This window comes from Brenneria populi (genome assembly GCF_036016195.1).
In the GTDB taxonomy this organism is placed as follows: Bacteria; Pseudomonadota; Gammaproteobacteria; order Enterobacterales; family Enterobacteriaceae; genus Brenneria; species Brenneria populi.
On record NZ_JAYWTM010000020.1, the window covers coordinates 137,267 to 161,760 of the forward strand.

Annotated in this window: 24 protein-coding genes; 12 read left to right on the forward strand and 12 right to left on the reverse strand. The window is 55.3% G+C overall.

From position 1 onward, the window contains the following. The first annotated feature begins 148 nt into the window (after positions 1-148). Positions 149-658: a PTS glucose transporter subunit IIA gene (crr, locus tag VSX58_RS17180; protein ID WP_327619157.1), complete on the forward strand. Its 510-nt coding sequence runs from the start codon at positions 149-151 to the stop codon at positions 656-658. Positions 659-789: 131 nt separating this feature from the next. Here the strand turns inward: crr and VSX58_RS17185 are convergent, their stop codons facing one another. From VSX58_RS17185 to VSX58_RS17195, 3 genes are all read right to left on the reverse strand, one after another. Then, positions 790-2,181: an ATP-binding protein gene (locus VSX58_RS17185; RefSeq protein ID WP_327619158.1), complete on the reverse strand. Its 1,392-nt coding sequence runs from the start codon at positions 2,179-2,181 to the stop codon at positions 790-792. Then, positions 2,181-2,861 (reverse strand): response regulator transcription factor, encoded by a 681-nt coding sequence (locus VSX58_RS17190; protein ID WP_327619159.1) that lies wholly within the window; start codon positions 2,859-2,861, stop codon positions 2,181-2,183. The genes VSX58_RS17185 and VSX58_RS17190 overlap by 1 nt, the downstream gene beginning before the upstream one ends. A 212-nt stretch (positions 2,862-3,073) precedes the next feature. After that, the gene (locus tag VSX58_RS17195; protein ID WP_327619160.1) at positions 3,074-3,982 is read right to left on the reverse strand and encodes a LysR family transcriptional regulator; all 909 of its coding nucleotides are present in this window, start codon (positions 3,980-3,982) and stop codon (positions 3,074-3,076) included. 148 nt (positions 3,983-4,130) lie between these two features. Here VSX58_RS17195 and VSX58_RS17200 point away from each other — a divergent pair, with 148 nt between their 5' ends. The 6 genes from VSX58_RS17200 to VSX58_RS17225 all read left to right on the forward strand — a co-directional run bounded on the left by VSX58_RS17200 (position 4,131) and on the right by VSX58_RS17225 (position 9,606). Beyond that, the gene (locus tag VSX58_RS17200; RefSeq protein WP_327619161.1) at positions 4,131-4,787 is read left to right on the forward strand and encodes an RraA family protein; all 657 of its coding nucleotides are present in this window, start codon (positions 4,131-4,133) and stop codon (positions 4,785-4,787) included. An 8-nt stretch (positions 4,788-4,795) separates the two neighbouring features. Then, positions 4,796-6,007, forward strand: a complete 1,212-nt coding sequence (locus VSX58_RS17205) for a pyridoxal phosphate-dependent aminotransferase (protein ID WP_327619162.1) — start codon at positions 4,796-4,798, stop codon at positions 6,005-6,007. A gap of 515 nt (positions 6,008-6,522) precedes the next feature. After that, positions 6,523-7,344, forward strand: coding sequence for an ABC transporter substrate-binding protein (locus tag VSX58_RS17210; protein ID WP_327619163.1), 822 nt, complete (start codon positions 6,523-6,525; stop codon positions 7,342-7,344). 27 nt (positions 7,345-7,371) lie between these two features. Then, positions 7,372-8,070 (forward strand): amino acid ABC transporter permease, encoded by a 699-nt coding sequence (locus VSX58_RS17215; RefSeq protein WP_327619164.1) that lies wholly within the window; start codon positions 7,372-7,374, stop codon positions 8,068-8,070. Between the two features lie 2 nt (positions 8,071-8,072). Continuing rightward, entirely contained in the window at positions 8,073-8,813 is a 741-nt protein-coding gene (locus VSX58_RS17220) for an amino acid ABC transporter permease (protein ID WP_327619165.1), read from the forward strand. Positions 8,814-8,847: 34 nt separating this feature from the next. Continuing rightward, on the forward strand, positions 8,848-9,606 hold the full coding sequence (locus VSX58_RS17225) for an amino acid ABC transporter ATP-binding protein (protein ID WP_327619166.1): 759 nt from the start codon (positions 8,848-8,850) through the stop codon (positions 9,604-9,606). Positions 9,607-9,739: 133 nt separating this feature from the next. Here the strand turns inward: VSX58_RS17225 and cysM are convergent, their stop codons facing one another. The 5 genes from cysM to VSX58_RS17250 all read right to left on the reverse strand — a co-directional run bounded on the left by cysM (position 9,740) and on the right by VSX58_RS17250 (position 13,577). Continuing rightward, the gene (gene cysM / locus VSX58_RS17230) at positions 9,740-10,621 is read right to left on the reverse strand and encodes a cysteine synthase CysM (protein ID WP_327619167.1); all 882 of its coding nucleotides are present in this window, start codon (positions 10,619-10,621) and stop codon (positions 9,740-9,742) included. 197 nt (positions 10,622-10,818) lie between these two features. Next, on the reverse strand, positions 10,819-11,718 hold the full coding sequence (locus VSX58_RS17235; RefSeq protein ID WP_327619168.1) for a Dyp-type peroxidase: 900 nt from the start codon (positions 11,716-11,718) through the stop codon (positions 10,819-10,821). Between the two features lie 111 nt (positions 11,719-11,829). Next, positions 11,830-12,354: an arginine:ornithine antiporter gene (locus VSX58_RS17240; RefSeq protein ID WP_327619169.1), complete on the reverse strand. Its 525-nt coding sequence runs from the start codon at positions 12,352-12,354 to the stop codon at positions 11,830-11,832. Positions 12,355-12,394: 40 nt separating this feature from the next. Then, a complete protein-coding gene (locus VSX58_RS17245) occupies positions 12,395-12,982 on the reverse strand; it encodes an RpoE-regulated lipoprotein (protein ID WP_327619182.1) in 588 nt (195 codons plus the stop codon). A gap of 169 nt (positions 12,983-13,151) precedes the next feature. Next, positions 13,152-13,577: a GNAT family acetyltransferase gene (locus tag VSX58_RS17250; RefSeq protein ID WP_327619170.1), complete on the reverse strand. Its 426-nt coding sequence runs from the start codon at positions 13,575-13,577 to the stop codon at positions 13,152-13,154. 292 nt (positions 13,578-13,869) lie between these two features. Between VSX58_RS17250 and hemF the strand changes: the two genes are divergently transcribed. Together hemF and VSX58_RS17260 are read left to right on the forward strand one after the other, a co-directional pair. Continuing rightward, complete coding sequence (gene hemF, locus VSX58_RS17255) at positions 13,870-14,811, forward strand: oxygen-dependent coproporphyrinogen oxidase (RefSeq protein WP_327619171.1); 942 nt, start codon at positions 13,870-13,872, stop codon at positions 14,809-14,811. Continuing rightward, complete coding sequence (locus VSX58_RS17260) at positions 14,811-15,260, forward strand: YaiI/YqxD family protein (RefSeq protein WP_327613013.1); 450 nt, start codon at positions 14,811-14,813, stop codon at positions 15,258-15,260. The genes hemF and VSX58_RS17260 overlap by 1 nt, the downstream gene beginning before the upstream one ends. A gap of 33 nt (positions 15,261-15,293) precedes the next feature. Here VSX58_RS17260 and maeB read toward each other — a convergent pair whose 3' ends face one another. The 4 genes from maeB to grpE all read right to left on the reverse strand — a co-directional run bounded on the left by maeB (position 15,294) and on the right by grpE (position 20,925). Beyond that, on the reverse strand, positions 15,294-17,573 hold the full coding sequence (gene maeB, locus VSX58_RS17265; protein WP_327619172.1) for an NADP-dependent oxaloacetate-decarboxylating malate dehydrogenase: 2,280 nt from the start codon (positions 17,571-17,573) through the stop codon (positions 15,294-15,296). 378 nt (positions 17,574-17,951) lie between these two features. Continuing rightward, positions 17,952-18,527, reverse strand: coding sequence for a GDP-mannose pyrophosphatase NudK (nudK, locus tag VSX58_RS17270; RefSeq protein WP_327619173.1), 576 nt, complete (start codon positions 18,525-18,527; stop codon positions 17,952-17,954). Between the two features lie 136 nt (positions 18,528-18,663). After that, positions 18,664-19,902, reverse strand: a complete 1,239-nt coding sequence (locus tag VSX58_RS17275; protein WP_327619174.1) for an Nramp family divalent metal transporter — start codon at positions 19,900-19,902, stop codon at positions 18,664-18,666. Between the two features lie 441 nt (positions 19,903-20,343). Further along, positions 20,344-20,925, reverse strand: a complete 582-nt coding sequence (grpE, locus tag VSX58_RS17280) for a nucleotide exchange factor GrpE (RefSeq protein WP_327619175.1) — start codon at positions 20,923-20,925, stop codon at positions 20,344-20,346. A 132-nt stretch (positions 20,926-21,057) separates the two neighbouring features. Here grpE and nadK point away from each other — a divergent pair, with 132 nt between their 5' ends. The 3 genes from nadK (at position 21,058) to bamE (ending at position 24,228) form a co-directional block, all read left to right on the forward strand. After that, on the forward strand, positions 21,058-21,936 hold the full coding sequence (gene nadK / locus VSX58_RS17285) for an NAD(+) kinase (protein ID WP_327613008.1): 879 nt from the start codon (positions 21,058-21,060) through the stop codon (positions 21,934-21,936). 85 nt (positions 21,937-22,021) lie between these two features. Next, the gene (recN, locus tag VSX58_RS17290; protein ID WP_327619176.1) at positions 22,022-23,683 is read left to right on the forward strand and encodes a DNA repair protein RecN; all 1,662 of its coding nucleotides are present in this window, start codon (positions 22,022-22,024) and stop codon (positions 23,681-23,683) included. A 209-nt stretch (positions 23,684-23,892) separates the two neighbouring features. Then, positions 23,893-24,228, forward strand: coding sequence for an outer membrane protein assembly factor BamE (bamE, locus tag VSX58_RS17295; protein ID WP_327619177.1), 336 nt, complete (start codon positions 23,893-23,895; stop codon positions 24,226-24,228). Positions 24,229-24,494 lie beyond the last annotated feature (266 nt).

Sequence of the window (24,494 nt, forward strand, 5' to 3'; positions counted from 1 at the left end):
CCGGGGTGATGGCAAATCTGCCGAGAGCGGATTTGAGCGTCGCCTTCGGCGGCCCCACTGGGGCGAGCAACAAAGCCGATGCACGTGCGGCTTGAAGCATGACGGGTAATACTGACGCTGGCCCAATATTAACGCTTAGGAGAAGATCATGGGTTTGTTCGATAAATTGAAATCTCTGGTTTCGGATGATAAGAAAGACACCGGCAGCATTGAAATCATCGCGCCGTTGTCTGGCGAAATCGTCAATATTGAAGATGTTCCTGATGTCGTGTTTGCTGAGAAGATCGTAGGCGACGGCATCGCCATTAAACCTACGGGCAACAAAATCGTCGCTCCGGTAGATGGCACTATCGGTAAAATTTTTGAAACCAACCATGCTTTTTCTATCGAATCGGATAGCGGTATTGAATTGTTCGTTCACTTCGGCATCGACACCGTCGAACTGAAGGGCGAAGGCTTCAAGCGCATCGCCGAAGAAGGCCAGCGTGTGAAGAAAGGCGATCTTATCATTGAGTTTGACCTGCCGCTGCTGGAAGAAAAAGCCAAGTCTACGTTGACCCCCGTGGTTATCTCCAATATGGATGAAATCAAAGACATGACTAAGCTGAGCGGCACCGTTGTCGTTGGCGAAACGCCGGTTATCCGTATCAAGAAATAAATCGCATCGTCATCGATGATTTGAAAAACGGCACCTGACGGTGCCGTTTCTATTTTCTCAGTCGGCGGCATTCCCCGCCCAACTCAGCCGCGATATCGTCTGGCCAAGCGTTCATTCACGCGCGGCATAGCTCACTGCCAACGCGGAATGCACAGGCAGATAATCAATCCGCCCTGCGCGCCGTTTTCGGCTTCGATATGTCCGCCGTGGGCCAGCACCACTTTACGGGCGATAGCCAGCCCCAGGCCGTACCCTTTACCGGAAACCGGCGATTCGATGCGAACGAAGGGGTCAAATATGCTGGATAACTTCCTTTTATCCACCCCCGGCCCCTGATCGGCGACGCGTATCGTCCACTCTTTTTCATCGCCTTTCAGCGAAACATAAACTTTCTGAGCCCGGGAGGAAAAACGTAACGCATTACGGACAATATTGTCGATCGCCCGGCGCATCAGTTCCGCATTCCCTTTAACCGTGTGATCCAGATTTTCATCCGCCTCAAACAGGATATCAACGCCGGGAACCTGCGCCTCGTAGCGCGCGTCATTGACCACCGCTTTCACCAGCCCCAGCAAATCAAAATACTCCTCGTCCATGCTGGCGTTCTGAGTGCGCGATAGCGCCAGCAGTTCGCCAATCATCTTGTCCATACGCGCGGCTTCGCGCTCTATCCGCAGCAGCGAACTTTCCGTATTGGCGCTATTTTGATGAGCCAAACCGATCGCCAGCTGTAATCGCGCCAGCGGCGAACGCAGTTCGTGAGACACATCGTGCAGCAACTGTTCCCTGCTGCTGACGAGTATATCCAGCCGTTCGACCATCGCGTCAAAATCGCGAGCGACCTCGCTGATTTCATCATGACGCCTGCGCATCAGCGGCAACAGACGCACCGCGAGATCGCCTTGAGCCACGCGTCCGAAGCCCGCGCGCAGTTGATCAAGCGGGCGGGCCAGGTTCCAAGCCAGCAGCCAGCTGAAAAGCAACCCGCAAAAACCGCCGATCAGGAACAACGGCATAGGTATATTGAGAATTTCCCGCGGTCCGCCATGAGGACGAAACTCGCCGCGCAACGGGACGATATCGTAACGCACCTGATACCACTCGCCCTGAGGTCCCTGAACCTGCTTTAGCAGGCTGGCCGGCGCAAACCCATCAGGTTCGCGGCGATCACGAGGCGGACGCTCGGGATCCGGCCGGTCGGCGGGAACCGGAGCGAATTCGGCCAGATTCCCTATTTCCCGCTCGGATAACGGCTGCGCCGAAGTGGTTACCGAAAGATAGCGCCGATCCTTTTCAGGCCATTGCGCCGCCAAGGCATTCCATTCGGCCAGCCCGCCATGCCGCAACACGGCCGACGCAACGCCCGACTGCATCGAGGCAATATGCGCGACAGCCATCTCCTCCATCGATTTATGCGGTTGGCCGTACAAAGAAAACGCCAGCCATAAGAGCTGCGAGATGATGATAAAGGTCAGCCAGAATCCCAGCAGTATTTTCCAGAAAAGCCGTCCGCGTATCATCATTAACGAATCCGGTATCCCACGCTGCGCACGGTTTCGATGGTCATCGTGTTGCCCTCCAGCGCGCTGAGTTTCTGACGAATATTGCTGATGTGAACATCCACGCTGCGATCGTAAGCCTCACGCCGGCGCCCGAGGCACTTTTCCGACAGCTCGTCTTTTGAAACAACCCGTTCCGGAGAGCGCAACAGCAACTCCAGCAGGTTAAACTCGGAGGCGGTGAGATCAAAAGCCTGCCCCCGCCACTCGCTGCTGCGGGTCGCCGGATTAAGCGCCAGATCGCCATATGAGGCTACGCTATCGTCTTGCTCTTTGCTCGGACGATCGTCGTAACGGCGCAGCACCGCTCTGAGGCGGGCGACCAGTTCGCGGGGATAGCAAGGCTTCGGCATATAGTCATCGGCACCCATCTCCAGCCCGATAACGCGGTCGATATTGTCCCCTTTCGCCGTCAGCATAATCACCGGCAGCTGTTGATTTTTTCTGATCTGACGCAGTACATCGATACCGCTCATGTCGGGCAGCATGATATCCAGGATAATCGCGGTGTATTCTCCCGACATCGCCCCTTCTATCCCCTCTTTGCCGGTCAATGCTCTTGAGGTAACAAACCCTTCGGCATTCAGGTATTCGCTAAGCATATTTCCCAGTTCAACGTCGTCATCGACCAATAAAATTTTCATATCCTGTCCCCATTCGCGGATGTATCGTGCATTCTCAGGCCTGGCGGCAATCTTGACAGCCGAATTTACAGAATTCTTACCCTTCATTAACTAAAGATTACCGGTGTTTTCCCACACAGGGAGTAATTAATCCTTTAGTCTCGCCTTTTCTATTATATCCAAGCGATTTCCAGATACGGAAAACGCTCGCCATACGGCCCGAAGCACACGATTTAAGCATCGCTTGATAGCTGCAACTTAGTGAAATCACATAACTCCGCGGCCTTTTCTGCGATAGCCGGCACAACGCCAAACGTCCGGTCGGTACGGTACATAACGGCATAGCGTACCAGCGGCGGCGCGGGCTTCAGCCTGATGACCCCCAGCTTTTGTTGATCAACCAGATATTTAAGACACTTCACGGGAAGGTAGGTGATGCCGATGCCTGAAATCGCCAGCCCAATCTGAGCCAGTAAATTATTGCTGATAATATTTTTGTTGAACGTAATGCCTCGGCTCGAAAAGTAGCGCTCATAGATAAGACCGGTGCCGGATTGCGCGCCTTGTAATAAAAACGAATAGTCAGGGATATCCAGTAAATCCAACTCCGTACCGGGAGGGATAAGTTTAGGCGAACACATCCACGCGTTTTCAACGCTTTTTAACGGCACCGAGATTAACCGGACGTCATTGAAAATATCGGGAACGATAATTAAATCCAGCAAGTCATTGGTAATATTTTCATATAAAACCGAACTCAGCTCGATCGACGGTTCGATCCGCACCTTGGGATATAACTTTCGGATCGACTCAATCAGGCTCGGCAGCCACGTCATGGCCGTCAGTTCGGTCACGCCCAGACGCAGCCGGCTGACCAACACCTGTTTATCACTGATCCTCTCCAGCAGCTGATCGCGCCGATGAATAATATCGGTACAGTAATCCAACAGCTCCCGCCCCTTTTCCGTCAGTTGAGCGCTACGGCTACTTCTGTCGAAAATTTCGATATTGAAGGATTCCTCAAGCTCATGGATCCGTTTCGAAATGGCCGATTGCGACATATTGAGCTTACTGGCGGCGGCTTCAAAACTCCCCGACGTAACGATCCAATAAAGCGCATCAATTTGCTTGAAAGTAATCATAGCGCTATCTCGTGAATAAAAGTGATGAGTTAAAACCATAAAATATCGCTAAAACTCTTCAAATACTATGGGTAGTATCGCAATTGCTGTTCTGTACATATAACCGCCAATCAAAAGCAGATGTAACACTATGATTCATAGGTGAAACATGAACTTACCCGGAAGCGTGATTAATCCAGCGCCAGACCCTGTCAGCCAGCAAGTACGCGACGCCTTTATTGATGTCGTCACCCCGCATATCAGCGACAGCCTGTCGCGCAGCATCGGGATTAACGGGCTCACCCGTTATAACCAGTCGGGAAAACTTATCGGTAGCGCGCTCACCGTGAGATCCCGCGGTGGAGATAACCTGATTGTCTACCAGGCCATGACCCAGCTCAAACCCGGTCACGTTCTGGTTATTGATGCCGAAGGCAATGTGAATAATGCGGTAATCGGCGAATTGATCAAACTGGAGTCGGTAAGGCGCGGCTGCGTCGGGTTCATCGTGGATGGCGCCATACGCGATATCGCCAGTTTTGCCGATACGCCTTGCTACGCCAGAGGGGTGACCCACCGCGGCCCCTACAAGGACGGCCCGGGCGAAATCAACACCCCGGTCTGCATTGGCGGACAGATAGTCAACCCAGGCGACATCGTCGTCGGCGATGAAAATGGCGTGGTCTGCTTCGCCCCCCGGTTTGCCGACCAACTGCTTGCGTTAGCCGCTGAACACGCGGCCAAAGAGGAAGCCATCAAACAGCAAATCGCTTCCGGCGCCGAAGACCAAACCTGGTTCACCCACATACTCAGACAAAAAGGATGACTTAACTCATGGTAAATAAAAAACAGATATCCGGTCGTCTGAACCGCATCAAACCATCGCCCAGTATTGCCGCCAACGATCTGGTCAATAAGCTGCGGTCGGAAGGCAAGGATATTATCAATTTCACCATTGGCGAACCGGACTTTGATACGCCGGACCATATCGTCGCCGCGGCAATCGCCGCCATGAAGAATGGTGAAACCCACTATACGCCGGCCGGCGGAACCCTGGCGCTGAGAAAAGCGGTAAGCGAAAAGTTAAGCCGGGATAATCGGCTGGATTATTCCCCGGACGAGATTGTTTGCGGCTGCGGCGGAAAGCACATTATTTTTCATGCCTTCGCATCCACATTGAATGAACAGGACGAGGTGGTCATTCATGCGCCATACTGGGTCTCCTATCCGGATCTGGCGATCTTGAACGAAGCCTTCCCCGTCATTATCGAGGGCCGCGAAGAGGATAATTTTAAGCTTACGCCGCAGGATCTGGAAAAGGCGCTGACGGCCAATACCAAATGGGTGGTGCTGAATTACCCGAATAACCCAAGCGGCGTTATCTATACGGAAGAGGAACTTCTCGCGCTGGCCGAGGTATTAAGGAAATATCCCAACGTGCTCATCATGCTGGATGAAATCTATGAGTATTTCGTCTATCCGGAAAATCGGCATATCTCGCTGGCTAAAGTGGCCCCGGATTTGAGAGATCGTATCTTAATCATCAACGGCGTTTCCAAAGGCTATGCCATGACCGGATGGCGCCTCGGCTATGGCGCCGGGCCGCAATGGCTGATTGCCGCGATCGGCAAACTGATCTCCCAAACCACAACCTGTCCCAGCTCCGTCAGTCAGGCCGCCGCCGCCGCCGCGCTCTCCGGCGATCAGGCGCCGGTCCGACGCATGCTGGAGATTTACCAGCAACGCCGCGACCGGATATCGGAACGATTAGGCGACGTGCCGGGGCTGCGTTTTGCGCCGCCGGCCGGCGCATTTTATCTATTCCCCGACGTTTCCGGACTGCTGGGAAAGATCACGCCGGCAGGCGAAAAAATCAATTCCGATGACGATGTGGTTCGGTATTTACTGCAGGAAGGCGGCGTGGCTACCGTTGGCGGCCGGGCTTACGGCCTGTCGCCCTATATCAGGATCTCCTTCGCCAGCTCGCTGGAGGTGATTGAAGAGGGATGTGAGCGCATTAAGCGCGCGCTGGCTAAATTAAAGTGATGCGTTAAGGTTCAAACGCCGTTTTATATTCCGCCATTATATTCCCCTTGATGATGACTCAAATTAATTGGGTCATCATCTATTTCACCCATTGGCATATTAAATTCCTATATCTCCCGATAAGACCTAAAATAGAAATCAATAATCCCCTTTCGGCCGGAATATGCGCCGTTCCCGTTATCTCTGCGCCAAACCATGAAAAAAAGTGATTTTAAACCAATATAAAAAATCACTTTTTTTGCCAGGACAAATGGTCTATTACTAATAGTCATAGTGTGCCGTATCCGTTGCGACTTGCACAAGTCATTGATGAGCACATTAATTTTATGTTCCGTAAGTATACGTCAGTATTCTCAGGGACATCCGGGCGCCCAATAAGGCGATATAGCTGCAGATAACCAACATACGTATAGCGTTTTTTATTTCGCCAGACACGCAGTAAGGTGAGACGTATTGCCTCCACCTTATTACCTCAGCAATTTTATCTAGATCGTTTGTAAACAAGGGGAACGACAATGCGTAAAACATTAATTGTCACATTGAGCGCGGTTGTGATGTCTTTTCTGACAGGAACATCGGCTCACGCCGACCAGCTTGCCGATATCAAAAATAAGGGCACGCTGGTATGCGGAACTTTGGGTACCGCCGAACCCTTCAGCTTTCCCAACCCCCAAACTCGGGAAATCCAGGGATATGACGTCGATTTTTGTAACGCCATCGCCAAAAGTCTGGGGGTTAAACCAGAGCTGAAATTAATCTCCGTCGCCGCGCGCATTCCGGAATTGCAACAGGGCCGCGTCGACGTGCTGGTCGCCAACCTCGGCTGGACGCCGGAACGTGCGCAGCAAATCGTCTACAGCGACAGTTACTACGCCAGCCTGCAAAAGGTGGCCGCCAAGGCCAGCCAGGGGTTCAAAACCTTGGACGATCTTGAAGGCAAACGCGTGAGCGCGCCAAAAGGTTCGACCTCCGAATCCGCGGTGAAAAGCCGTTTACCCAGCGCCAGAGTCATCACTTTCCAGGATCCGCCCGCCGCCTTCCTCGCCATGCAACAGGGTAAGGTCGAAGGTTTTGCCGTATCGGAAATTATGCTGATGAAATTCAAAAAGCAGGTCGAGAGCAGCTCGCCGATCGCCATCCTCGAACCGGCCCTAATGACCGAAGCCTGGGGCGTCGGCATGAAGAAAGGCGAAACCGCATTGATCGAGCGGGTCAACGGTACCTTGCAGTCCATGGAAAAATCGGGCGAAGCGCAGCAGATTTTCGACAAATGGCTGGGTGAGAAAACATCTTACGGCCTGCATCGCGGCTTTACGATCGAACCGATAAAAGGTTGATAAAAAGTAAATATATCAGGAGGTTCAATGGGAAACCAATTAGATTTCGCAGTCTTGACACAAGGCGAGTATCCGCACTGGATACTCCAGGGCGTCATTACGACCGTTGAACTGACCGCATTGGCATGGGTAATTTCCCTGGTGGTGGGGACATTACTCGCCCTGATCCGCATGAGTCATAGCCGCGTGGGGAAAATGCTGGTGGCCTGTTATGTTGAGTTTCACCAGAACGTCCCGATGCTGGTGCAGATTTTCCTTTGGTATTTCGGCATTCCCACGTTATTTCCTGAAGAGGTGCAGACCTGGACGAATACGCACAACAGCGAATTTCTGTTTGCGTTTATTGCCGTCGGGCTCTGCATGGGAGCTTACATCTCGGAGGATCTTCGCGCCGGCATCCGGACCATACCCCGCTCGCAGATCGAAGCCTCGCGGGCATTGGGGCTGGGGTATGTACAGGCGTTCCGCCTGGTTGTGTTTCCACAGGCGGCGCGCGTCGCTCTACCGACATTGATCAACCATACCGTACTGCTGTTCAAGAACACCAGTTTGGCAATGACCGTTGGCGTTGCGGAATTGACCTACGTAGCGAGAGAGATTGAGAGCCAAACATTTCACACCGCCGAGATTTACGCGGTGGTTACCGTTCTCTATCTGTTCGTCTCTTTGCTTATTATGTATACCGGGTCCGTGCTCGAACAGCGCTACCGTATTAAAGCGAGGTAGGAATGAGCGATATCCTGTTAATTTTTAAAGATAACTGGCTGCTGTTGCTGGTGGGGCAATATCCACATGGTCCGCTCGGCGGGTTGGCGATTACTTTTTTGCTGTCCATTTTCGGTCTGCTGCTCGCGTTCCCATTAAGCGTGGTCATTGCCCTGGCGCGCGTCAGCCCGCTGCGCTGGTTGCGCGTACCGGCGACCGTACTGGTTTACGCGGTTCGTGGCATCCCGTTGGTTATGCTGATTTTTTGGGTTTACTTTTTCGTTCCGCTGTTAATCGGTCAAACAGTAAATGGTTTCACCACCATGCTGGTGACGCTGGTGATTTATCAGGCGGCCTATCTCGCGGAGATCATCCGCGCCGGGATCGTCGGGCTGCCCAAGGGCCAGACTGAAGCCGCGCGCGCGGTAGGCCTGAGCTATATGCAGACCACCGTAAAGGTGATCCTGCCGCAGGCGCTTTACAACATGATGCCGGCGATGATTAGCCAGTTTGTTTCGACCATAAAAGAAACCTCTCTGGGCTATGTCATCAGCGTAAATGAACTGACGTTCGCCGCGAATCAAATTAACAGCACGCTGCTGACCAAACCGTTCGAGGTCTTCCTGATTTTGACCGTTATTTACTTTGTACTTTGTTTTTCATTAACACAATTAGCTCGTTACGTAGAGAAACGCATCAATAAAAAACGCGCCGGTGAGAAAAAGACAATAATGACCGAACTATCCACTTCAGCTGCTAGCTGAATGAGCCATGAATTCCACACCAGGGAATCCTATTATGACAAACAACACAACGCGCAAAGTGCCGATGATTGTCTTTAAGTCAGTCAATAAATGGTATGGCGACTATCATGCGCTGAACAATGTGACGGCACACATTTCCAAAGGCGAAGTGGTGGTGGTTTGCGGCCCTTCGGGATCGGGAAAATCGACGCTCATCCGTACGGTAAATCGCCTGGAGGATATACAGCAGGGGTCGATACAATTTGACGGGCAAGACATTCACTCGCCGGCATTGGATCTGAACAAGTTCCGCAGCCACGTCGGATTTGTGTTCCAGAGCTTTAATCTTTTTCCCCATTTATCCGTGGCTGAGAATATTATGCTGGCGCCGATCAACGTGCTGAAGAAAAAGAAAAACGAAGCGCGGGAACGGGCAAAGGCGCTGCTCGACCGCGTGGGGCTGGCGGCCAAAATCGACGCTTATCCCGGTCAGCTTTCCGGCGGGCAGCAACAGCGGGTGGCCATCGCTCGCGCATTGGCGATGGATCCGCCCGCCATGCTGTTCGACGAACCGACCAGCGCGCTGGACCCGGAAATGGTCGGCGAAGTTTTGCAGGTAATGAAAAGCCTTGCCAGGGAGGGAATGACCATGATGTGCGTCACGCACGAAATGAATTTCGCCCGTGAAGTTGCCGATAGCGTCTTATTTATGGATAACGGATGTCTGGTCGAAACCTCAACTCCGGATGCGTTTTTCTCTAATCCGCAGAGCGACCGGGCGCGAAAATTCCTGACCGAGCTTCGCGCTCATTAGCGTCAGGAAAGACGCCGAAGACGGGCAGCGACGATCGGACGACGCGCCGCGGCGCAATACGTTGAAAAACCGAGCGGCGGCCACGCCTGAATTTTCAAGGGCAACGCCGGCTCGTCCCGGAGCCGCCATCCGCCTAATCGAACACGCCCGTCGATAGGTAACGGTCGCCCCGATCGCAGGCGATAGTCACAATCAGGCTGCCGGGGTTTTCCGCCGCGATACGCAACGCGCCGGACACCGCGCCGCCGGAGCTGACGCCGCAGAAAATCCCCTCCTGCCGCGCCAGGAGACGCAGCGTGCTTTCCGCTTCGCGCTGTGAAATATCCATAATGCGATCGACAACATCCGCATTGAAGATGCCCGGCATATAGCCGGCGGACCAGCGGCGAATACCGGGAATATGGCTTCCCTCAGCAGGCTGCAGCCCGACGGTGACAATCTCTTCGCGCTGCGCCTTCAGATAACGGCTAACGCCGGAGATCGTGCCGGTGGTGCCCATACTGGAAACAAAGTGCGTCAATTGGCCTGCGGTTTGCCGCCAGATTTCCGGGCCGGTGGTTGAAAAGTGGGCGAGCGCGTTATCCGGATTATTAAACTGGTCGAGGACTTTCCCCTCGCCCGACAGCGCCATCTGGCGGGCCAAATCGCGCGCGCCCTCCATCCCCAGTCGCCGGCCGACTAAAATCAACTCGGCGCCATAGGCGCGCATCGCGGCCTGGCGCTCCCGGCTCATGTTCTCCGGCATCAGCAGACGTAAACGGTAGCCTTTAACCGCGGCGATCATCGCCAGCGCGATACCGGTATTGCCGCTGGTCGCTTCGATCAAGCGATCGCCCGGCGCGATCTCGCCGCGTTTCTCGGCCTGCAGAATCATGGACAGCACCGCGCGATCTTTTATCGATCCCGCCGGATTATTGCCTTCCATTTTCAGCCAGACTTCGCTCTCCATCCCCTGCGTCAAACGCTGTAGCTTCACCAGCGGGGTATTGCCAATACCATGTTCAACCGTTGTCAAAAAGCCTGTCCCCATGCATGTTATATGTTATATCAGACGCCTTTTACTCTCGCTTATCGGCCCCCGCAACTCGTACCATCATACTCTGTCATCGGTCGCGCGGACTACTTCCGGAAACGGCATAACGGCGGGGATAAAGAAAACGCGGGGATCGACCGCCCCGCCACGGCCTGCGGCCATGACGGAAACGGCGGGGATTAAAGCGCCAGCAGGCGATCCAGCGAAGGCGCGAAGAAGTAGCTGCCGCTCACCGCACGGGTGAAGCGCAGCATTTCGTCGCGTTTGCCGTCCAGATCGCCGAACATGCTCAGCAGCTGTTGTTCGATATTATGCAGACGCGCGCAGTAGGCGATAAAATAGAGCCCGTGTTTGCCGCTGGCCGTACCGTAAGGCAAGCTTTGGCGCACGATTTTCAACCCTTTGCCGTCTTCTTTTAAATCAACGCGGCTGACGTGCGACGTCGCCGGACGCCGTTCGGGCGGCAGCTCTTCGCTATCCTGTTTGGTGCGGCCGATCATCTGCTCCTGCTGTTCAACGCTAAGACGCTGCAGCTGCTTCAGATTATGCTCCCAGCGCTGGGTCAAAACATAGCTGCCGCCGGCATCCGCATGCCCTTCGGGAATAATCGCCACATCGTAACGGGCGTCGCCCTGCGGGTTCTCCGTGCCGTCAACGAAGCCGCTCAAATCACGCTCTTCAATCCAGCGGAAGCCGTGTATCTCCTCCTCCACACGGATGGCGCCGCCAAAAGCGGCCAGCGCCGCCAGCGCCAGACTGAAATTCACATCCTGCCGCAATGAATGAATATGAATCAACAGGTCGCGCTGGGTTGCCGGCGCCAGCCCTTTTCCTAGCGGTGTAAACGGCTTGAGCTCCTGCGCGGAGCTTTGGCAATCCAGATCGCGCCAGACGTCGTAACCAAAAGCGAGCACCGCGCCCAAACCGGCATCGGGAAACTGCTGTTGCAGTTCGGACAACGCCTGACAGAATTTTTTGCAACCCTGCCGAACGGCGTCAAACTCCCCCTGGATCATAGCTTCCATATAAATGGCAAAACGGCGGTGTTCCAACAGAATGCCGCTCTGAATTTGTGTCATCTTTGCTTCCTCAATCTAAGCATGCTTCTTTATTCTTGTTTGCCATGCGATACGCGCAGCCGGACTATCATACCGGAAGAGATCGGGATTTTACTTTGCTTAAACGCAAAATCACCGCGAACGCCGCTTTTCCTCCCCGTAGGCGCGGGCAAAGCGCAGGGTCGTCACCTTGGCGATTTCAGAAAATAACAACAGTCCGAGATTCAGCGGCGCGTGCTGCAAACCGCTCATACCGATAAACCAGGGAATAAAAGAGAGCGACGGCGTCATAGTCAGCAGCCTGACCGGCGTTTGCAGATACGCCAGCGCGACGGCGGACCGGCGCAGGCGTTGCGATAAAAAAACGCCGGGAGCGTTTTTCAACGTCGCCTGCGACGGCGCGGAGGGGGACGGGCAGGAAGCCCGCCATAAAAAAAGCCAGGCCGATACGGGAATGGAGAGCGTCAGGCACAGCGAAAGCGCGAAGAGGATATCGCCATAAACGCCGGAAATAGGGCGATACGACAAAAAGGCATGAATATCATCGTAAATCGGCACCCTATTATGCGCCAGGTTCAGCCATAGAAAGCGAATGGCGTAGAAGAGATCCAGCGTCCCCCAGAAATAAAAGATCGACGCCGCCTTTCCCCGCCCCATGACTGAATCCCGGCTTAATCAACAAAACAAGAGGCGGCGGCTAATCGCGAGCCTGCGCATGCCAGACGATTTTGCTGACCCGCCAGCTTTTGAGAATGTCATCGGAAGGCATTAGCCCCTCCGGCCCACTCCACTCACCGGAGAACAGATAGCTGACATGCTTGCTCTGCGGCGCGACGCACTCAACGCTTTGCGCATCATCCCCCTGCCCCGGTTGGCAGGCGCCGAATGCCTTGCTGTAGGATGAGGCGAACGTATCGCCGATTTTCACGCCCCACACGCTCTCAATCGCCGCATCCATCACTTCCACTTTCCGGACATGGCTTTTGGGCTCGCCGCTGATAATCAGCTTAACGTCATTGCCGTCCAATGCCTGGTAAAACGCCACCAGCTGTCCGTTGTTCGAACCCATACCGCTACGCAGACGGTAGTTATTATTCAGCGCCTGCTGCAGCACGGATTCGGATAACGGCGTACCGGCATTAATGCCGCCGACGCCAGCATCCGATACCTGAATGGAGCCGCCGAACCAGTTAAACGGCGACAGGCTGGACCAGGAAAAGCCAGACATCGCGCTACACCCGCTCAGCATCAGCGGTAATCCCAGTAATAATGGGCGCAATCTCATCACATTCACTCCTCAATATTGAACGGCATCCATCGATAGCCGTCATCACCCGATTCGAGTTTGAGTATAGGGATAAAGAAAAGTGCCGTAAAACCGCAAGAGATCGGGCGCAAGGCAAGCCATTCCGAACCTGCCATAACAGAACGTGGGGCGGATGGCGTCGGACGGATCAGTACTCCAGATCCTCAATAAGACGTTTTCCCAGCGTCACGCTGTCGACCATTTCATAGTCGAGTTTTTCATACATGCCGATCACCGCGTCGTTATCCTCACGCACCATCAGATGGATTTTCGGGCAGCCGCGGGCGATAAGTTTCTTTTCCAGACGGCTGATCAACGCGTTGGCGATGCCCCTGCCGCGGAAATCCGGATGAACGCCAAGATAATAAGCCGATCCGCGGTGACCGTCGTAGCCGCCCATAACCGATCCCACCACTTCGCCGCCGACTTCAGCGATCAGAAACAGATCGGCATCGTGATTCAGCTTACGCTCGATATCCATTTCAGGATCGTTCCACGGGCGCAGCAAATCGCAGCGTTCCCAAAGGGTGATCACCTCTTCAAAATCATCTTGTCGGAATACGCGGATTTCCATCACATTCACCACGTTGCAATTAAGTAAGCTCTGATTATCGCGTGATTTGTGTCAGACGCAATATCAAATTGCAGCCGGCCGGTGGAAATATCCCTACCCGCTGACTATTTAGAGTGGGCCGTCGCGGGCGACGTTGAAAATCGCTCCCGGCGATTTTTTATGACGGGCTTCCTGCCCGTCCCCCTCCGGGCCGTCGCGAGCGACGTTGAAAATCGCTCCCGGCGATTTTTTATTATCCGGCGATAATCGTTATACTGTCCGACCTTATTGACAGGTTAAAGGAATCCGGCGCATGCCCTATATCCGTGCTGTAAAAACCTTCCTGCGTACCTTGCAGGATGATATCTGCCGACAGCTCGCCGCCGCAGACGGCGCCGCCGATTTTGATGAGGATATCTGGCAGCGCGCGGAAGGCGGGGGAGGATGCAGCCGCGTTTTATCGGGCGGCGTATTCGAACGCGCCGGCGTCAACTTTTCTCATATATCCGGCCGTTCATTGCCGCCGTCCGCCAGCGCGCGCCGTCCTGAACTGGCGGGGCGCAGCTACCAGGCGATGGGCGTATCGCTGGTGATTCATCCGCAAAACCCTTATGTTCCCACCAGCCACGCCAACGTACGTTTTTTTATTGCCGAAAAACCGGGCGAAGAAGCGGTGTGGTGGTTCGGCGGCGGCTTCGATCTGACGCCGTTTTACGGTTTCGAGGAGGACGCGATTCACTGGCACCAAACCGCCCGCGACCTGTGCCGCCCTTTCGGCGCGGACGTTTACCCGCGTTATAAGAAATGGTGCGATGACTATTTTTTCCTGAAACACCGCAACGAGGCGCGCGGCATCGGCGGGCTGTTCTTCGACGATCTAAACACGCCGGATTTTGCTACCTGCTTTGATTTTTCCCGCGCGGTCGGCGCCGGCTTTTTAAGCGCCTATCTGCCGATCGTCGAGAAGCGCAAAGCCCTGCCGTGGGGCGAGCGCGAGCGCCAATTTCAGCTCTACCGCCGCGGGCGCTATGCTGAATTCAATCTGGTGTGGGATCGCGGTACGCTGTTCGGGCTGCAAAGCGGCGGGCGCACGGAATCCATCCTGATGTCGATGCCGCCGCTGGCCCGCTGGGAATACCAGTATCAGCCGGAGCCGAACAGCCCGGAAGCCGCGCTGTACCGGGATTTTTTACCGGTCCGGGACTGGCTCGACGAGAATAGTCCCTCCATTCCGCCAACGGGAGTCGCCAAGTAATGCAGATTTGGGTCGATGCCGATGCCTGCCCCAACGTCATCAAAGAAGTGCTGTTTCGCGCGGCGGATCGCACCGCCACCCCGACCACCCTGGTCGCCAACCAGTCGCTGAAGGTGCCACCATCGCGCTTTATTCGCACCCTGCGCGTCGCCGCCGGGTTCGACGTCGCGGATAACGAGATTGTGCGCCGGGTTGCCACCGGCGATCTGGTGATCACCAGCGATATTCCGCTGGCCGCCGAAGCGATCGCAAAAGGCGCGGTGGCGCTCAACCCCCGCGGTGAGCGCTATACGCCGGACACCATCCGCGAACGGCTGAATATGCGTGACTTTATGGATACCCTGCGCGCCAGCGGCATTCAGACCGGCGGCCCCGCGACCTTGAGTCAGCGCGACCGGCAGCAGTTTGCCGCCGAACTGGATAAGTGGCTGCAGCAAAAAAACCGCTAGTCGCGCGCGGTGCCCGGCCGGCCGGGCCCGTTCCTACAGCGGCTGGGTTTGCGCCTCCACCACCGCCAGCGCCACCATATTAACGATACGCCGCACCGAGGCGATCGACGTCAGGATATGCACCGGCTTGGCGACGCCCATTAGAACCGGGCCAACCGTCACGCCTTCGGAAGAAGAAACGCGCAGCAGGTTATAGCTGATGCGCGCCGCTTCCATATTCGGCATGATCAGAATGTTGGCGGAGCCCTTTAGCGGGCTGTCCGGCATCTGCTCGCGGCGGATCGCCTCCACCAGCGCGGCGTCGCCGTGCATTTCACCGTCAATTTCGAGTTCGGGCGCCAGCTTATTCACCAGCGCCAGCGTCGCGCGCATTTTCTGCGCGCTCGGCAAATCGGAGGTGCCGAAGCTGGAATGCGACAGCAGCGCGACCTTCGGCTCAATGCCGAAACGGCGTACGGTATCCGCCGCCATTAAGGTAATCTCGGCCAGCTGTTCCGGCGTCGGATCGGCGTTGACGTAGGTATCGGCGATAAACGTATTCCCGCTGGGCAACAGCAGCGCATTCATGGCGCCGGCCACATGCACGCCGTCACGGTAACCGAACACCCTTTCCACGATATCGAAATGTTCTTGATAGGTACCGATGGTGCCGCAAATCATCGCATCCGCCTCGCCGCGCAATACCATGATGGAGCCAATCAAGGTCGGATTGCCGATCACCTCGCGCTGCGCCTTTTCCTGCGATACGCCGCGCCGCTTCATCATTTCGAAGTACTCGCTCCAGTACGCCTTGAAACGCGGGTCGGACTCGTTATTGACCACTTCAAAATCTTTACCGATGGTCAACTGCAGGCCCAGCTTTTGCAGACGCATCTCGATCACGTTCGGACGCCCAATCAGTATCGGGAAGGCCAGCCCCAGCGTCACCAGCTCCTGCGTGGCGTGCAGCACGCGCGGCTCCTCCCCTTCGGCCAGCACCACGCGGCGCGGCTGCTGACGCGCCTGGGAGAAAATCGGCTTCATAAACAGATTGGTTTTATAGACGAACTGGGTCAGCTTCTCGATATAGGCGTCAAAATCCTCAATCGGCCGCGTGGCGACGCCGGACTCCATCGCGGCTTTGGCCACCGCCGGGGCGATTTTGATAATCAGCCGCGGATCGAAGGGCTTGGGAATCAGATAATCCGGGCCGAACGACAGCTCCTGATCGCCATAGGCGGAGGCCACCACTTCGCTCTGCTCCGCCAGCGCCAGATCGGCGATGGCATGCACGCAGGCCAGCTTCATCTCTTCATTGATGGTGGTGGCGCCGACATCCAGCGCCCCGCGGAAAATAAACGGGAAACACAGGACGTTGTTAACCTGGTTCGGGTAATCGGAACGACCGGTGCAGATAATGGCGTCGGGACGCGCTTCTTTAGCCAGCGGCGGCAGAATTTCCGGTTCGGGATTCGCCAGCGCCAGGATCAGCGGACGCGGGGCCATGGTTTTCACCATCTCCGGCGTCAACACGCCGGGGCCGGAGCAGCCAAGGAAAATATCGGCGTCGGGGATCACGTCCGCCAGCTTGCGCGCGCCGTTGTCGTCAATGGCGTAGGCGGCTTTGGTCTCCGCCATATTCTCCTCGCGGCCTTTGTAAATCACGCCGCGCGAATCGCACACCGCAATGTTTTCGTGCTTCATGCCCAGCGCCACCAGCAGATTCAGACAGGCGATGGAGGCCGCCCCGGCGCCGGAAACCACCAGGCGCACCTCGGAGATCTTTTTCTCCACCACCCGCAGCCCGTTCAGCACCGCCGCGGTACAGATAATCGCCGTACCGTGCTGATCGTCGTGAAATACCGGAATTTTCATCCGCTCGCGCAGCTTTTTCTCGATGTAGAAACATTCCGGCGCTTTGATATCTTCCAGATTGATGCCGCCAAACGTCGGCTCCAGCGCGGCGACAACGTCGATCAATTTATCCGGATCGAGCTCATCCACTTCGATATCGAACACATCAATGCCGGAAAACTTCTTGAACAGCACGCCCTTCCCTTCCATTACCGGCTTGCCGGCCAGCGCGCCGATATTTCCCAAACCAAGCACGGCGGTGCCATTCGAAATCACCGCCACCAGATTACCGCGCGCCGTGTACTTGTACGCCGCCAGCGGATCTTCGGCGATCTCAAGACAGGGCGCGGCGACGCCGGGAGAGTATGCCAGGGCCAAATCGCGCTGGGTCGCCAGCGGTTTCGTCGGCGATACCCGGATTTTCCCAGGTACCGGAAATTGATGGAAATCCAATGCACTCTGTTTTAATTGATCGTCCATTGTTACGTCCTTTGTCTATTTTCGTTATAGGGAGGGAGTGAGGTTACAAAGGGCCAGTATAATGTGTGCGGTTTGTTAAACTTTGAAGGGCTGCAAAAAGCGGAAGTTAATTTCTCTTAATATAGTTACTATACTTAATTTATATCGCGAGAAAACGGATAAAAGCGCGGTGCATCTTTCCATCCCACCGCGCTCGAAGGAGCGTTCTCTCTTTTCGTTCTGCAAACGCCATTATCCGAAAGAATACCGTTCACTTAAGCTGATTTTTAGGGGAAACACCGGGGGAGGTTCCCACAGGGACGCCTCACCCCGGTGGTCGCCCCGTGTATCTTGATGCTTAAACGATCGGCATTAATTATCCGAAACGGATAAGAGCAGCTACGAAAACCATCCCCTAATATAGGCATGTTGCAGCAGCATAATGGTTTTCGCGTCTTTAATGCGGCCGTCGCTCACCATCTCCATCGCCTGCGTGAAAGGCAGCTCAAGCACTTCGATATCTTCATCCTCGACGCCGCCGCCTGCGTTGTTATGGTCGGCGTCGCTATATTCAGCGGCGAAAAAATAGAGCCGTTCCGTCACCCCTCCGGGCGACATATAGGCATCAAACAGTTTTTCAACCTCGCCTACCGCATAGCCGGTTTCTTCTATCGCCTCGTTGCGAACGCAGGCTTCCGGCGAGTGGCTGTCCAGCATGCCCGCGCAGGCTTCCAGCAGCATGCCGCTTTCATTGCCGTTAAGGTAGGTGGGGATACGGAACTGCCGGGTCAGGATAACGGTTCCCTTGCGCCGGTTATACAGCAGGATCGTCGCGCCGTCGCCCCGATCGTAAACCTCGCGGATCTGGCGGACGACGCCGCCACGTTTTCTTTTCAAATCAAAAACATACTTATGCAGAATAAACCAATGATCGGATAAGAGTTTTTTTTCAACGATAGCGATCGGCGACGACATGACTCCACCTAAATAAAATAAGTTTAATGACAACCCCATCGTGATGAGTTCAGGATAACCGGGGCGACGGACAGCAACCCGCCATAAAAAATCAGCGCCTGATGATAAAACGGGGCTTAGCGGAATGCACCTATCGTCACAATCCTAAAGCCGTACTGACAAGCAGGTAAACATTGAGCGAGATAACGATAAAAACAATCAATTTGCCGGTATTTTGTATCAACCGGCTGTTGACCATCTCGCCCATTAGCTCGCGGTTGCCGGTGAATGCCAGTAAGGGGATCAGCGCCAGCGCGATGCCAAAACTCAGGATAACCTGGCTAAATACCAGCACTCGGGTAGGATCCATGCCCAGCAGAATAACGATAAATGATGGCAGCATAGTGACGGAACGCCGAACCCACAGCGGAATATGGAAGCGAACGAACCCCTGCATAACCACCTGTCCGGCCAGCGTACCGACCACGGTCGAGGAGAGCCCCGCCGCCACCAGACTCAGACCGAAAATCGTCGCCGCCGCTTTTCCCAGCAACGGTTCCAGCGTCAAATAGGCCCGATCCAGATCGGCAATATTCTGGTTGCCGCTGAAATGGAAAGCCGCGGCGGCGGTCGCCATCATCGCCAGATTCACAAACCCGGCGATGGTCATGGCGATAGCGACATCGACTTTAGTGGCGGAGTAGCGTTCGGCGCGGGAGTGTTCCCCATCGTGCTGCGTCAGAGAGGAGTGCAGATAGATCACATGGGGCATGATCGTCGCCCCCAGCACGCCGGCCGCCAGAAAAACCGCATCCGACGTCGGCAGGTTGGGAATAACGACCCCGCGGGCCAGCGCGGCCAACTGAGGCTGAGAGAACGCCAGCTCAACAATATAAGCCGCGGCGACAAACAGCAGCAGCCCGCCGATTACCATTTCCAACGGCTTCTGACCATGCCGCTGCAGCATCAAAATCAGAAAGGTGGCGATGCCGGTAAGAATAGCGCCCTCAAGCAGGGATACGCCCAGCAACAGCTTGAAACCAATGGCGGCGCCGATAAATTCCGCCAGATCGGTCGCCATGGCGATGATCTCCGCCTGAACCCAGTAGGCCCAGACCGCGGGCCGCGGAAAGCGATCGCGGATCAGCTCGGCCAGATTTTTTCCGGTGGCGATGCCCAGCTTGGCCGATAACAGTTGGATCAACATCGCCATCACATTGGCCCACACCACAACCCATAACAGTGTGTAGCCGTAGGCCGCGCCGGACTGAATATTGGTCGCGAAGTTACCCGGATCGATATAACCGATCGCGGCGATAAACGCCGGCCCCATCAAAGAAAGTTTAACCTTTCTTGATGTACGGCTGGCTGATTCGGCGACTCGACTGCTCGGCATAGTATGACCCTTATAACGCTGTTGTTTTTATCACTCTCACAGAATTGATAATGATTATCAAGTGCATTTAGGGCGGTGATACCAATTCTTTCAATAGGTAAAGATGATGATCCATCAAGACGCCAAAAAACACTCTTTTAATAAAAAAATATTAACAAAATATAAACAAAAAACCCCACGCCGAAGCATGGGGTCAGACTACTGACAAAAGGGTATCAGCCCGTGAGAAACAGCCGATGCGCGCCTGCGGCCGCAGGGAGCGGAAAGCGCCCGAGCGCAATTTGAAAAATGAAGAGTATCAGTTTGATAACACCGCGCCTACAAAGCCGTCGCTCCCGCGCAGGCGGAAACCGGCTTTTAATAACGCGCCGTCTATCAGAATCCCCGCCTTCGCGGGGGATAGATAGGGGTTATCAGGCAGGGGTGTCCGCGTTCGGAATATCAGGCTTTCGCCTTAGATACCGCCACCATCGCCGGACGCAACAGGCGCCCATTGAGCGTATAGCCCTTCTGCATCACCATCATTACGTGGTTAGGCTGGTGATCGGCGGATTCCAGCATGGTCATCGCCTGATGGACCTCTGGATTAAAGGGAACATCCACCTCCCCGACCACCTCGATGCCAAACTTATGCACGGCATCCAGTAACGATTTCAGCGTCAGTTCGATGCCTTCAACCATCGGCGCCAGCGCCTCATTGGATTTATCCGCCAAATCCAGCGCGCGTTCCAGGTTGTCGATAACCGGCAGCATTTCGCCGGCGAATTTTTCCAGCGCGAACTTATGCGCCTTCTCAACGTCGATTTCCGCACGACGGCGGATATTATCGGCTTCGGCCCGGGCGCGCAGTACATTATCACGCTCGCGCTGCTGCAATTCGCTCAGTTGCGCTTCCAGTTCGGCGATACGCGCATCGCGCGGATCGGTCGCGTCTGCCGCCGCATCTTGCGCCTGCGGCTCTTTTGCCGTATCCGTTTGATCCAAGACTTGCTCGTCAGGCGTGTTCTGTTCTTTACTACTCATGAAATTCTCCGCGTTTTAGCATTAATCCCGCTAGTTGCTTATTATGGGGATCAAAACCGGGGATTCAAGGGAACCGGTCATATATTGGTTGTTCCCGACCCAGGGCTTATCACGCCGAGGATAACGACAGCAATGAATAAACCGTTTAATTGTATTGGCATTGTGGGGCATCCGCGCCATCCTACCGCGCTGGCGACCCATGAAATGCTCTATCATTGGCTGACCGGTAAAGGCTATACGGTGCTGATTGAACAACAGATCGCCCTCGATCTGAATCTGCAAGGCGCGCAGACCGGCAGCCTGGCCGAAATCGGACAAAAAGCCGATCTCGCCGTCGTCGTCGGCGGCGACGGCAATATGCTCGGCGCGGCCCGGGTATTATCGCGCTATGACATTCAGGTTATCGGCGTTAACCGCGGCAATCTCGGCTTTCTGACCGATCTGGATCCCGACCACGCCCAGCAGCAGCTTTCCGACGTATTAAACGGCCAGTATCTAAGCGAACGGCGCTTTATGTTGGAAGCGCATATTTGCCGCGCCGATCGCCCCAGCAGCAGCAGCACCGCCATCAATGAAGTGGTGCTCCACCCTGGGAAAGTGGCACACATGATTGAATTTGAAGTCTATATTGACGATAGCTTCGCCTTCTCCCAACGTTCTGACGGCCTGATCATTTCCACGCCGACCGGTTCGACCGCCTACTCTTTATCCGGCGGCGGCCCGATTCTGACCCCCTCGCTGGACGCCATCGCGCTGGTGCCCATGTTTCCCCACACGCTCTCGGCGCGTCCGCTGGTCATCAACAGCAGCAGCACCATCCGGCTAAAGTTTTCCCACATCACCAGCGATTTGGAAATCAGCTGCGACAGCCAGATTTCGCTCCCCGTACAGGAAAAGGAAGAGGTTCTGATCCGCCGCAGCGAATATGCCCTGAATCTTATTCACCCCAAAAATTATAATTACTTCAATACGTTAAGCACAAAGCTCGGCTGGTCTAAAAAATTATTCTAAAATCGCTCGCCGCCGCTTTACTGTATATAAAACCAGTCTATACTGTATGCATTCACACCTTGTTATTACATACAGGAAAACTATCATGCTGGCGCAACTCACTATCAGTAACTTCGCCATCGTGCGTGAGTTAGAAATCGATTTTCAGGCGGGAATGAGCGTGATCACCGGGGAGACCGGCGCGGGTAAATCCATCGCCATTGACGCTCTCGGCCTGTGCCTGGGCAATCGTTCCGACGCCAGCATGGTAAGACCCGGAGCCGCCCGCGCGGACATCTGCGCACGCTTCTCGCTTGCGGACACGCCCGGAGCGCGCCGGTGGCTGGAACGGAACCAGCTGGATGACAGCAACGAGTGCCTGCTGCGCCGGGTGATTGGCGCGGACGGCCGCTCGCGCGGCTTTATCAACGGTACGGCGGTGCCCGTTTCGCAACTGCGCGAACTCGGTCAGCTTCTGATTCAGCTTCACGGCCAGCACGCGCATCAGCAGTTGCTCAAGCCGGAGCACCAGAAACATCTGCTGGATGCCTACGCCGATGAATCCCAACTGCTGGGTGCCATGCAACAGATCTGGCAGCAGTGGCATCAAAGCTGCCGTTCGCTGGCGCAGCTGCAACAGGCCGCCATCGAGCGGGAAGCCCGCCGCGAACTGCTGCAATATCAATTGAAAGAGCTCAATGAGTTTGCCCCGCAGCCCGGCGAATACGAGCAGATCGATATCGAGTACAAACGGCTGTCGAACAGCGAACAGCTGCTGGCGCTGAGCCAGCAGGCATTGCAGCTGCTCAGCGAAGACGAAGAGCAAAATATGCTTGGCATGTTGCATAGCGTAAAACAGCGGATCGGCGAACTGGCCGGCATGGACGAGACGCTGGCCGACGTGCTCTCTATGCTGGAGGAGGCCGGCATCCAGCTCGGCGAGGCCAGCGACGAACTGCGTCACTACAGCGAACGGATGGATCTCGACCCGATCCGGCTATATGAGCTGGAACAGCGGCTATCCCGCCAATTGGCGCTGGCGCGTAAGCACCATGTTCAGCCGGAAGCCTTGCCTGCCTTTCATCAGCAATTGCTGGAAGAGCGGCGGTCGCTGGAAGAGCAGGAGAGCGATCGCGAATCCCTGAGCTTCGCCGTCAGCGAATATCATCAGCAGGCGCTGCACGTCGCCGAACAGCTGCACGTTCGCCGCCTGCACCACGCCAAAGAGCTGGCGCAGTTTATCACCAGCAACATGCATGAGCTGGCGATGCCGCACGGGCATTTCACCATCGACGTAAAATTTACCCCTGAATGCCTGACCGCCAGCGGCGCGGACAGCATTGAGTTTCGCGTTACCACCAACCCCGGCCAGCCGCACCAGTCACTGGCTAAAGTGGCCTCCGGCGGGGAACTTTCCCGTATTTCCCTGATTATTCAGTTGATCACCGCGCGTAAAATGGATACGCCCGCGCTGATCTTTGATGAGGTCGATGTGGGGATCAGCGGCCCGACGGCGGCCATCGTGGGAAAAATGCTGCGTCAGCTTGGCGAATCCACGCAGGTGATGTGCGTCACCCACCTGCCCCAGGTCGCCGGCTGCGGCCATCATCACTTCTTCGTCAGTAAACAGACGGACGGCGCGGAAACGGAAACATTGATGCAGCCGCTCGATAAACGCGCCCGCCTGCAGGAACTGGCGCGTCTGCTGGGCGGCAGCGCTGTCACGAAAAATACGCTGGCGAATGCCAAAGAGCTGCTGGCCGCGTAAGACCCGGACCAGGGATGGACTCGCCATAAAAAACGCCGGGAGCGTTTTTCAACGTCGCTTGCGACGGCCCGAAGAGGGACGGGCAGGAAGCCGCCATAAAAAATCCAACTTTTTTGCCTTCCCGAGGTCATACAGGGGTCTTGCAGGTTTTCAATTCCGGCAAGGTCTATTATCATCGGCAACCTATGCCCTTAAGGAATGTAATCACTATGCGCTGTAAAACGCTGACTGTCGTCGCTGCGGTGGTTGTTATGCTAACTGCCGGTTGTTCCACGTTGGAGAAAGTGGTTTATCGGCCGGACATCAATCAGGGAAACTACCTGGCGCCGAGTGACGTCGCGAAAATTCATACCGGGATGACCAAACAACAGGTTGCCTACACGTTGGGAACACCAATGATGCAGGATCCGTTCAGCAGCAATACCTGGTTTTATGTATTTCGCCAACAGCCGGGCCATGAATCCGTAAAACAACAGACCTTGACGCTAACCTTTAGCGCCGAAGGCGTGTTAACCCATATAGATAACAAACCCGCGCTGAGCTAACCTGGCGATAACCAGTGCAATAGAGCGCGAGTCTGATCCACAGCGAAGACCTTGGGTTGTATTGAAAAAGGTTTCCGCTGTGCAGACGAGCGGCAGGATAAGCCGCCGAATGCTTAATGCCGATCGTTTAAGCATCGAGATACACCGGGCGACCACCGGGGTGAGGCGTCCCTGCAGGAACCTCCCCCGGTGTTTCCCCTAAAAATCGGCTTAAGTGACCAGTATTGGCCGAATACCTTACTTTTTTGCGCGCTCGGCGCGCTGGC

Coding starts and splice junctions, on each gene's coding strand:
- crr (WP_327619157.1), top strand. CDS start 149: ATGGGTTTGTTCGATAAATTGAAATCTCTGGTTTCGGATGATAAGAAA.
- VSX58_RS17185 (WP_327619158.1), bottom strand. CDS start 2,181: ATGATGATACGCGGACGGCTTTTCTGGAAAATACTGCTGGGATTCTGG.
- VSX58_RS17190 (WP_327619159.1), bottom strand. CDS start 2,861: ATGAAAATTTTATTGGTCGATGACGACGTTGAACTGGGAAATATGCTT.
- VSX58_RS17195 (WP_327619160.1), bottom strand. CDS start 3,982: ATGATTACTTTCAAGCAAATTGATGCGCTTTATTGGATCGTTACGTCG.
- VSX58_RS17200 (WP_327619161.1), top strand. CDS start 4,131: ATGAACTTACCCGGAAGCGTGATTAATCCAGCGCCAGACCCTGTCAGC.
- VSX58_RS17205 (WP_327619162.1), top strand. CDS start 4,796: ATGGTAAATAAAAAACAGATATCCGGTCGTCTGAACCGCATCAAACCA.
- VSX58_RS17210 (WP_327619163.1), top strand. CDS start 6,523: ATGCGTAAAACATTAATTGTCACATTGAGCGCGGTTGTGATGTCTTTT.
- VSX58_RS17215 (WP_327619164.1), top strand. CDS start 7,372: ATGGGAAACCAATTAGATTTCGCAGTCTTGACACAAGGCGAGTATCCG.
- VSX58_RS17220 (WP_327619165.1), top strand. CDS start 8,073: ATGAGCGATATCCTGTTAATTTTTAAAGATAACTGGCTGCTGTTGCTG.
- VSX58_RS17225 (WP_327619166.1), top strand. CDS start 8,848: ATGACAAACAACACAACGCGCAAAGTGCCGATGATTGTCTTTAAGTCA.
- VSX58_RS17235 (WP_327619168.1), bottom strand. CDS start 11,718: ATGACACAAATTCAGAGCGGCATTCTGTTGGAACACCGCCGTTTTGCC.
- VSX58_RS17240 (WP_327619169.1), bottom strand. CDS start 12,354: ATGGGGCGGGGAAAGGCGGCGTCGATCTTTTATTTCTGGGGGACGCTG.
- VSX58_RS17245 (WP_327619182.1), bottom strand. CDS start 12,982: ATGAGATTGCGCCCATTATTACTGGGATTACCGCTGATGCTGAGCGGG.
- VSX58_RS17250 (WP_327619170.1), bottom strand. CDS start 13,577: ATGGAAATCCGCGTATTCCGACAAGATGATTTTGAAGAGGTGATCACC.
- hemF (WP_327619171.1), top strand. CDS start 13,870: ATGCCCTATATCCGTGCTGTAAAAACCTTCCTGCGTACCTTGCAGGAT.
- VSX58_RS17260 (WP_327613013.1), top strand. CDS start 14,811: ATGCAGATTTGGGTCGATGCCGATGCCTGCCCCAACGTCATCAAAGAA.
- maeB (WP_327619172.1), bottom strand. CDS start 17,573: ATGGACGATCAATTAAAACAGAGTGCATTGGATTTCCATCAATTTCCG.
- nudK (WP_327619173.1), bottom strand. CDS start 18,527: ATGTCGTCGCCGATCGCTATCGTTGAAAAAAAACTCTTATCCGATCAT.
- VSX58_RS17275 (WP_327619174.1), bottom strand. CDS start 19,902: ATGCCGAGCAGTCGAGTCGCCGAATCAGCCAGCCGTACATCAAGAAAG.
- grpE (WP_327619175.1), bottom strand. CDS start 20,925: ATGAGTAGTAAAGAACAGAACACGCCTGACGAGCAAGTCTTGGATCAA.
- nadK (WP_327613008.1), top strand. CDS start 21,058: ATGAATAAACCGTTTAATTGTATTGGCATTGTGGGGCATCCGCGCCAT.
- recN (WP_327619176.1), top strand. CDS start 22,022: ATGCTGGCGCAACTCACTATCAGTAACTTCGCCATCGTGCGTGAGTTA.
- bamE (WP_327619177.1), top strand. CDS start 23,893: ATGCGCTGTAAAACGCTGACTGTCGTCGCTGCGGTGGTTGTTATGCTA.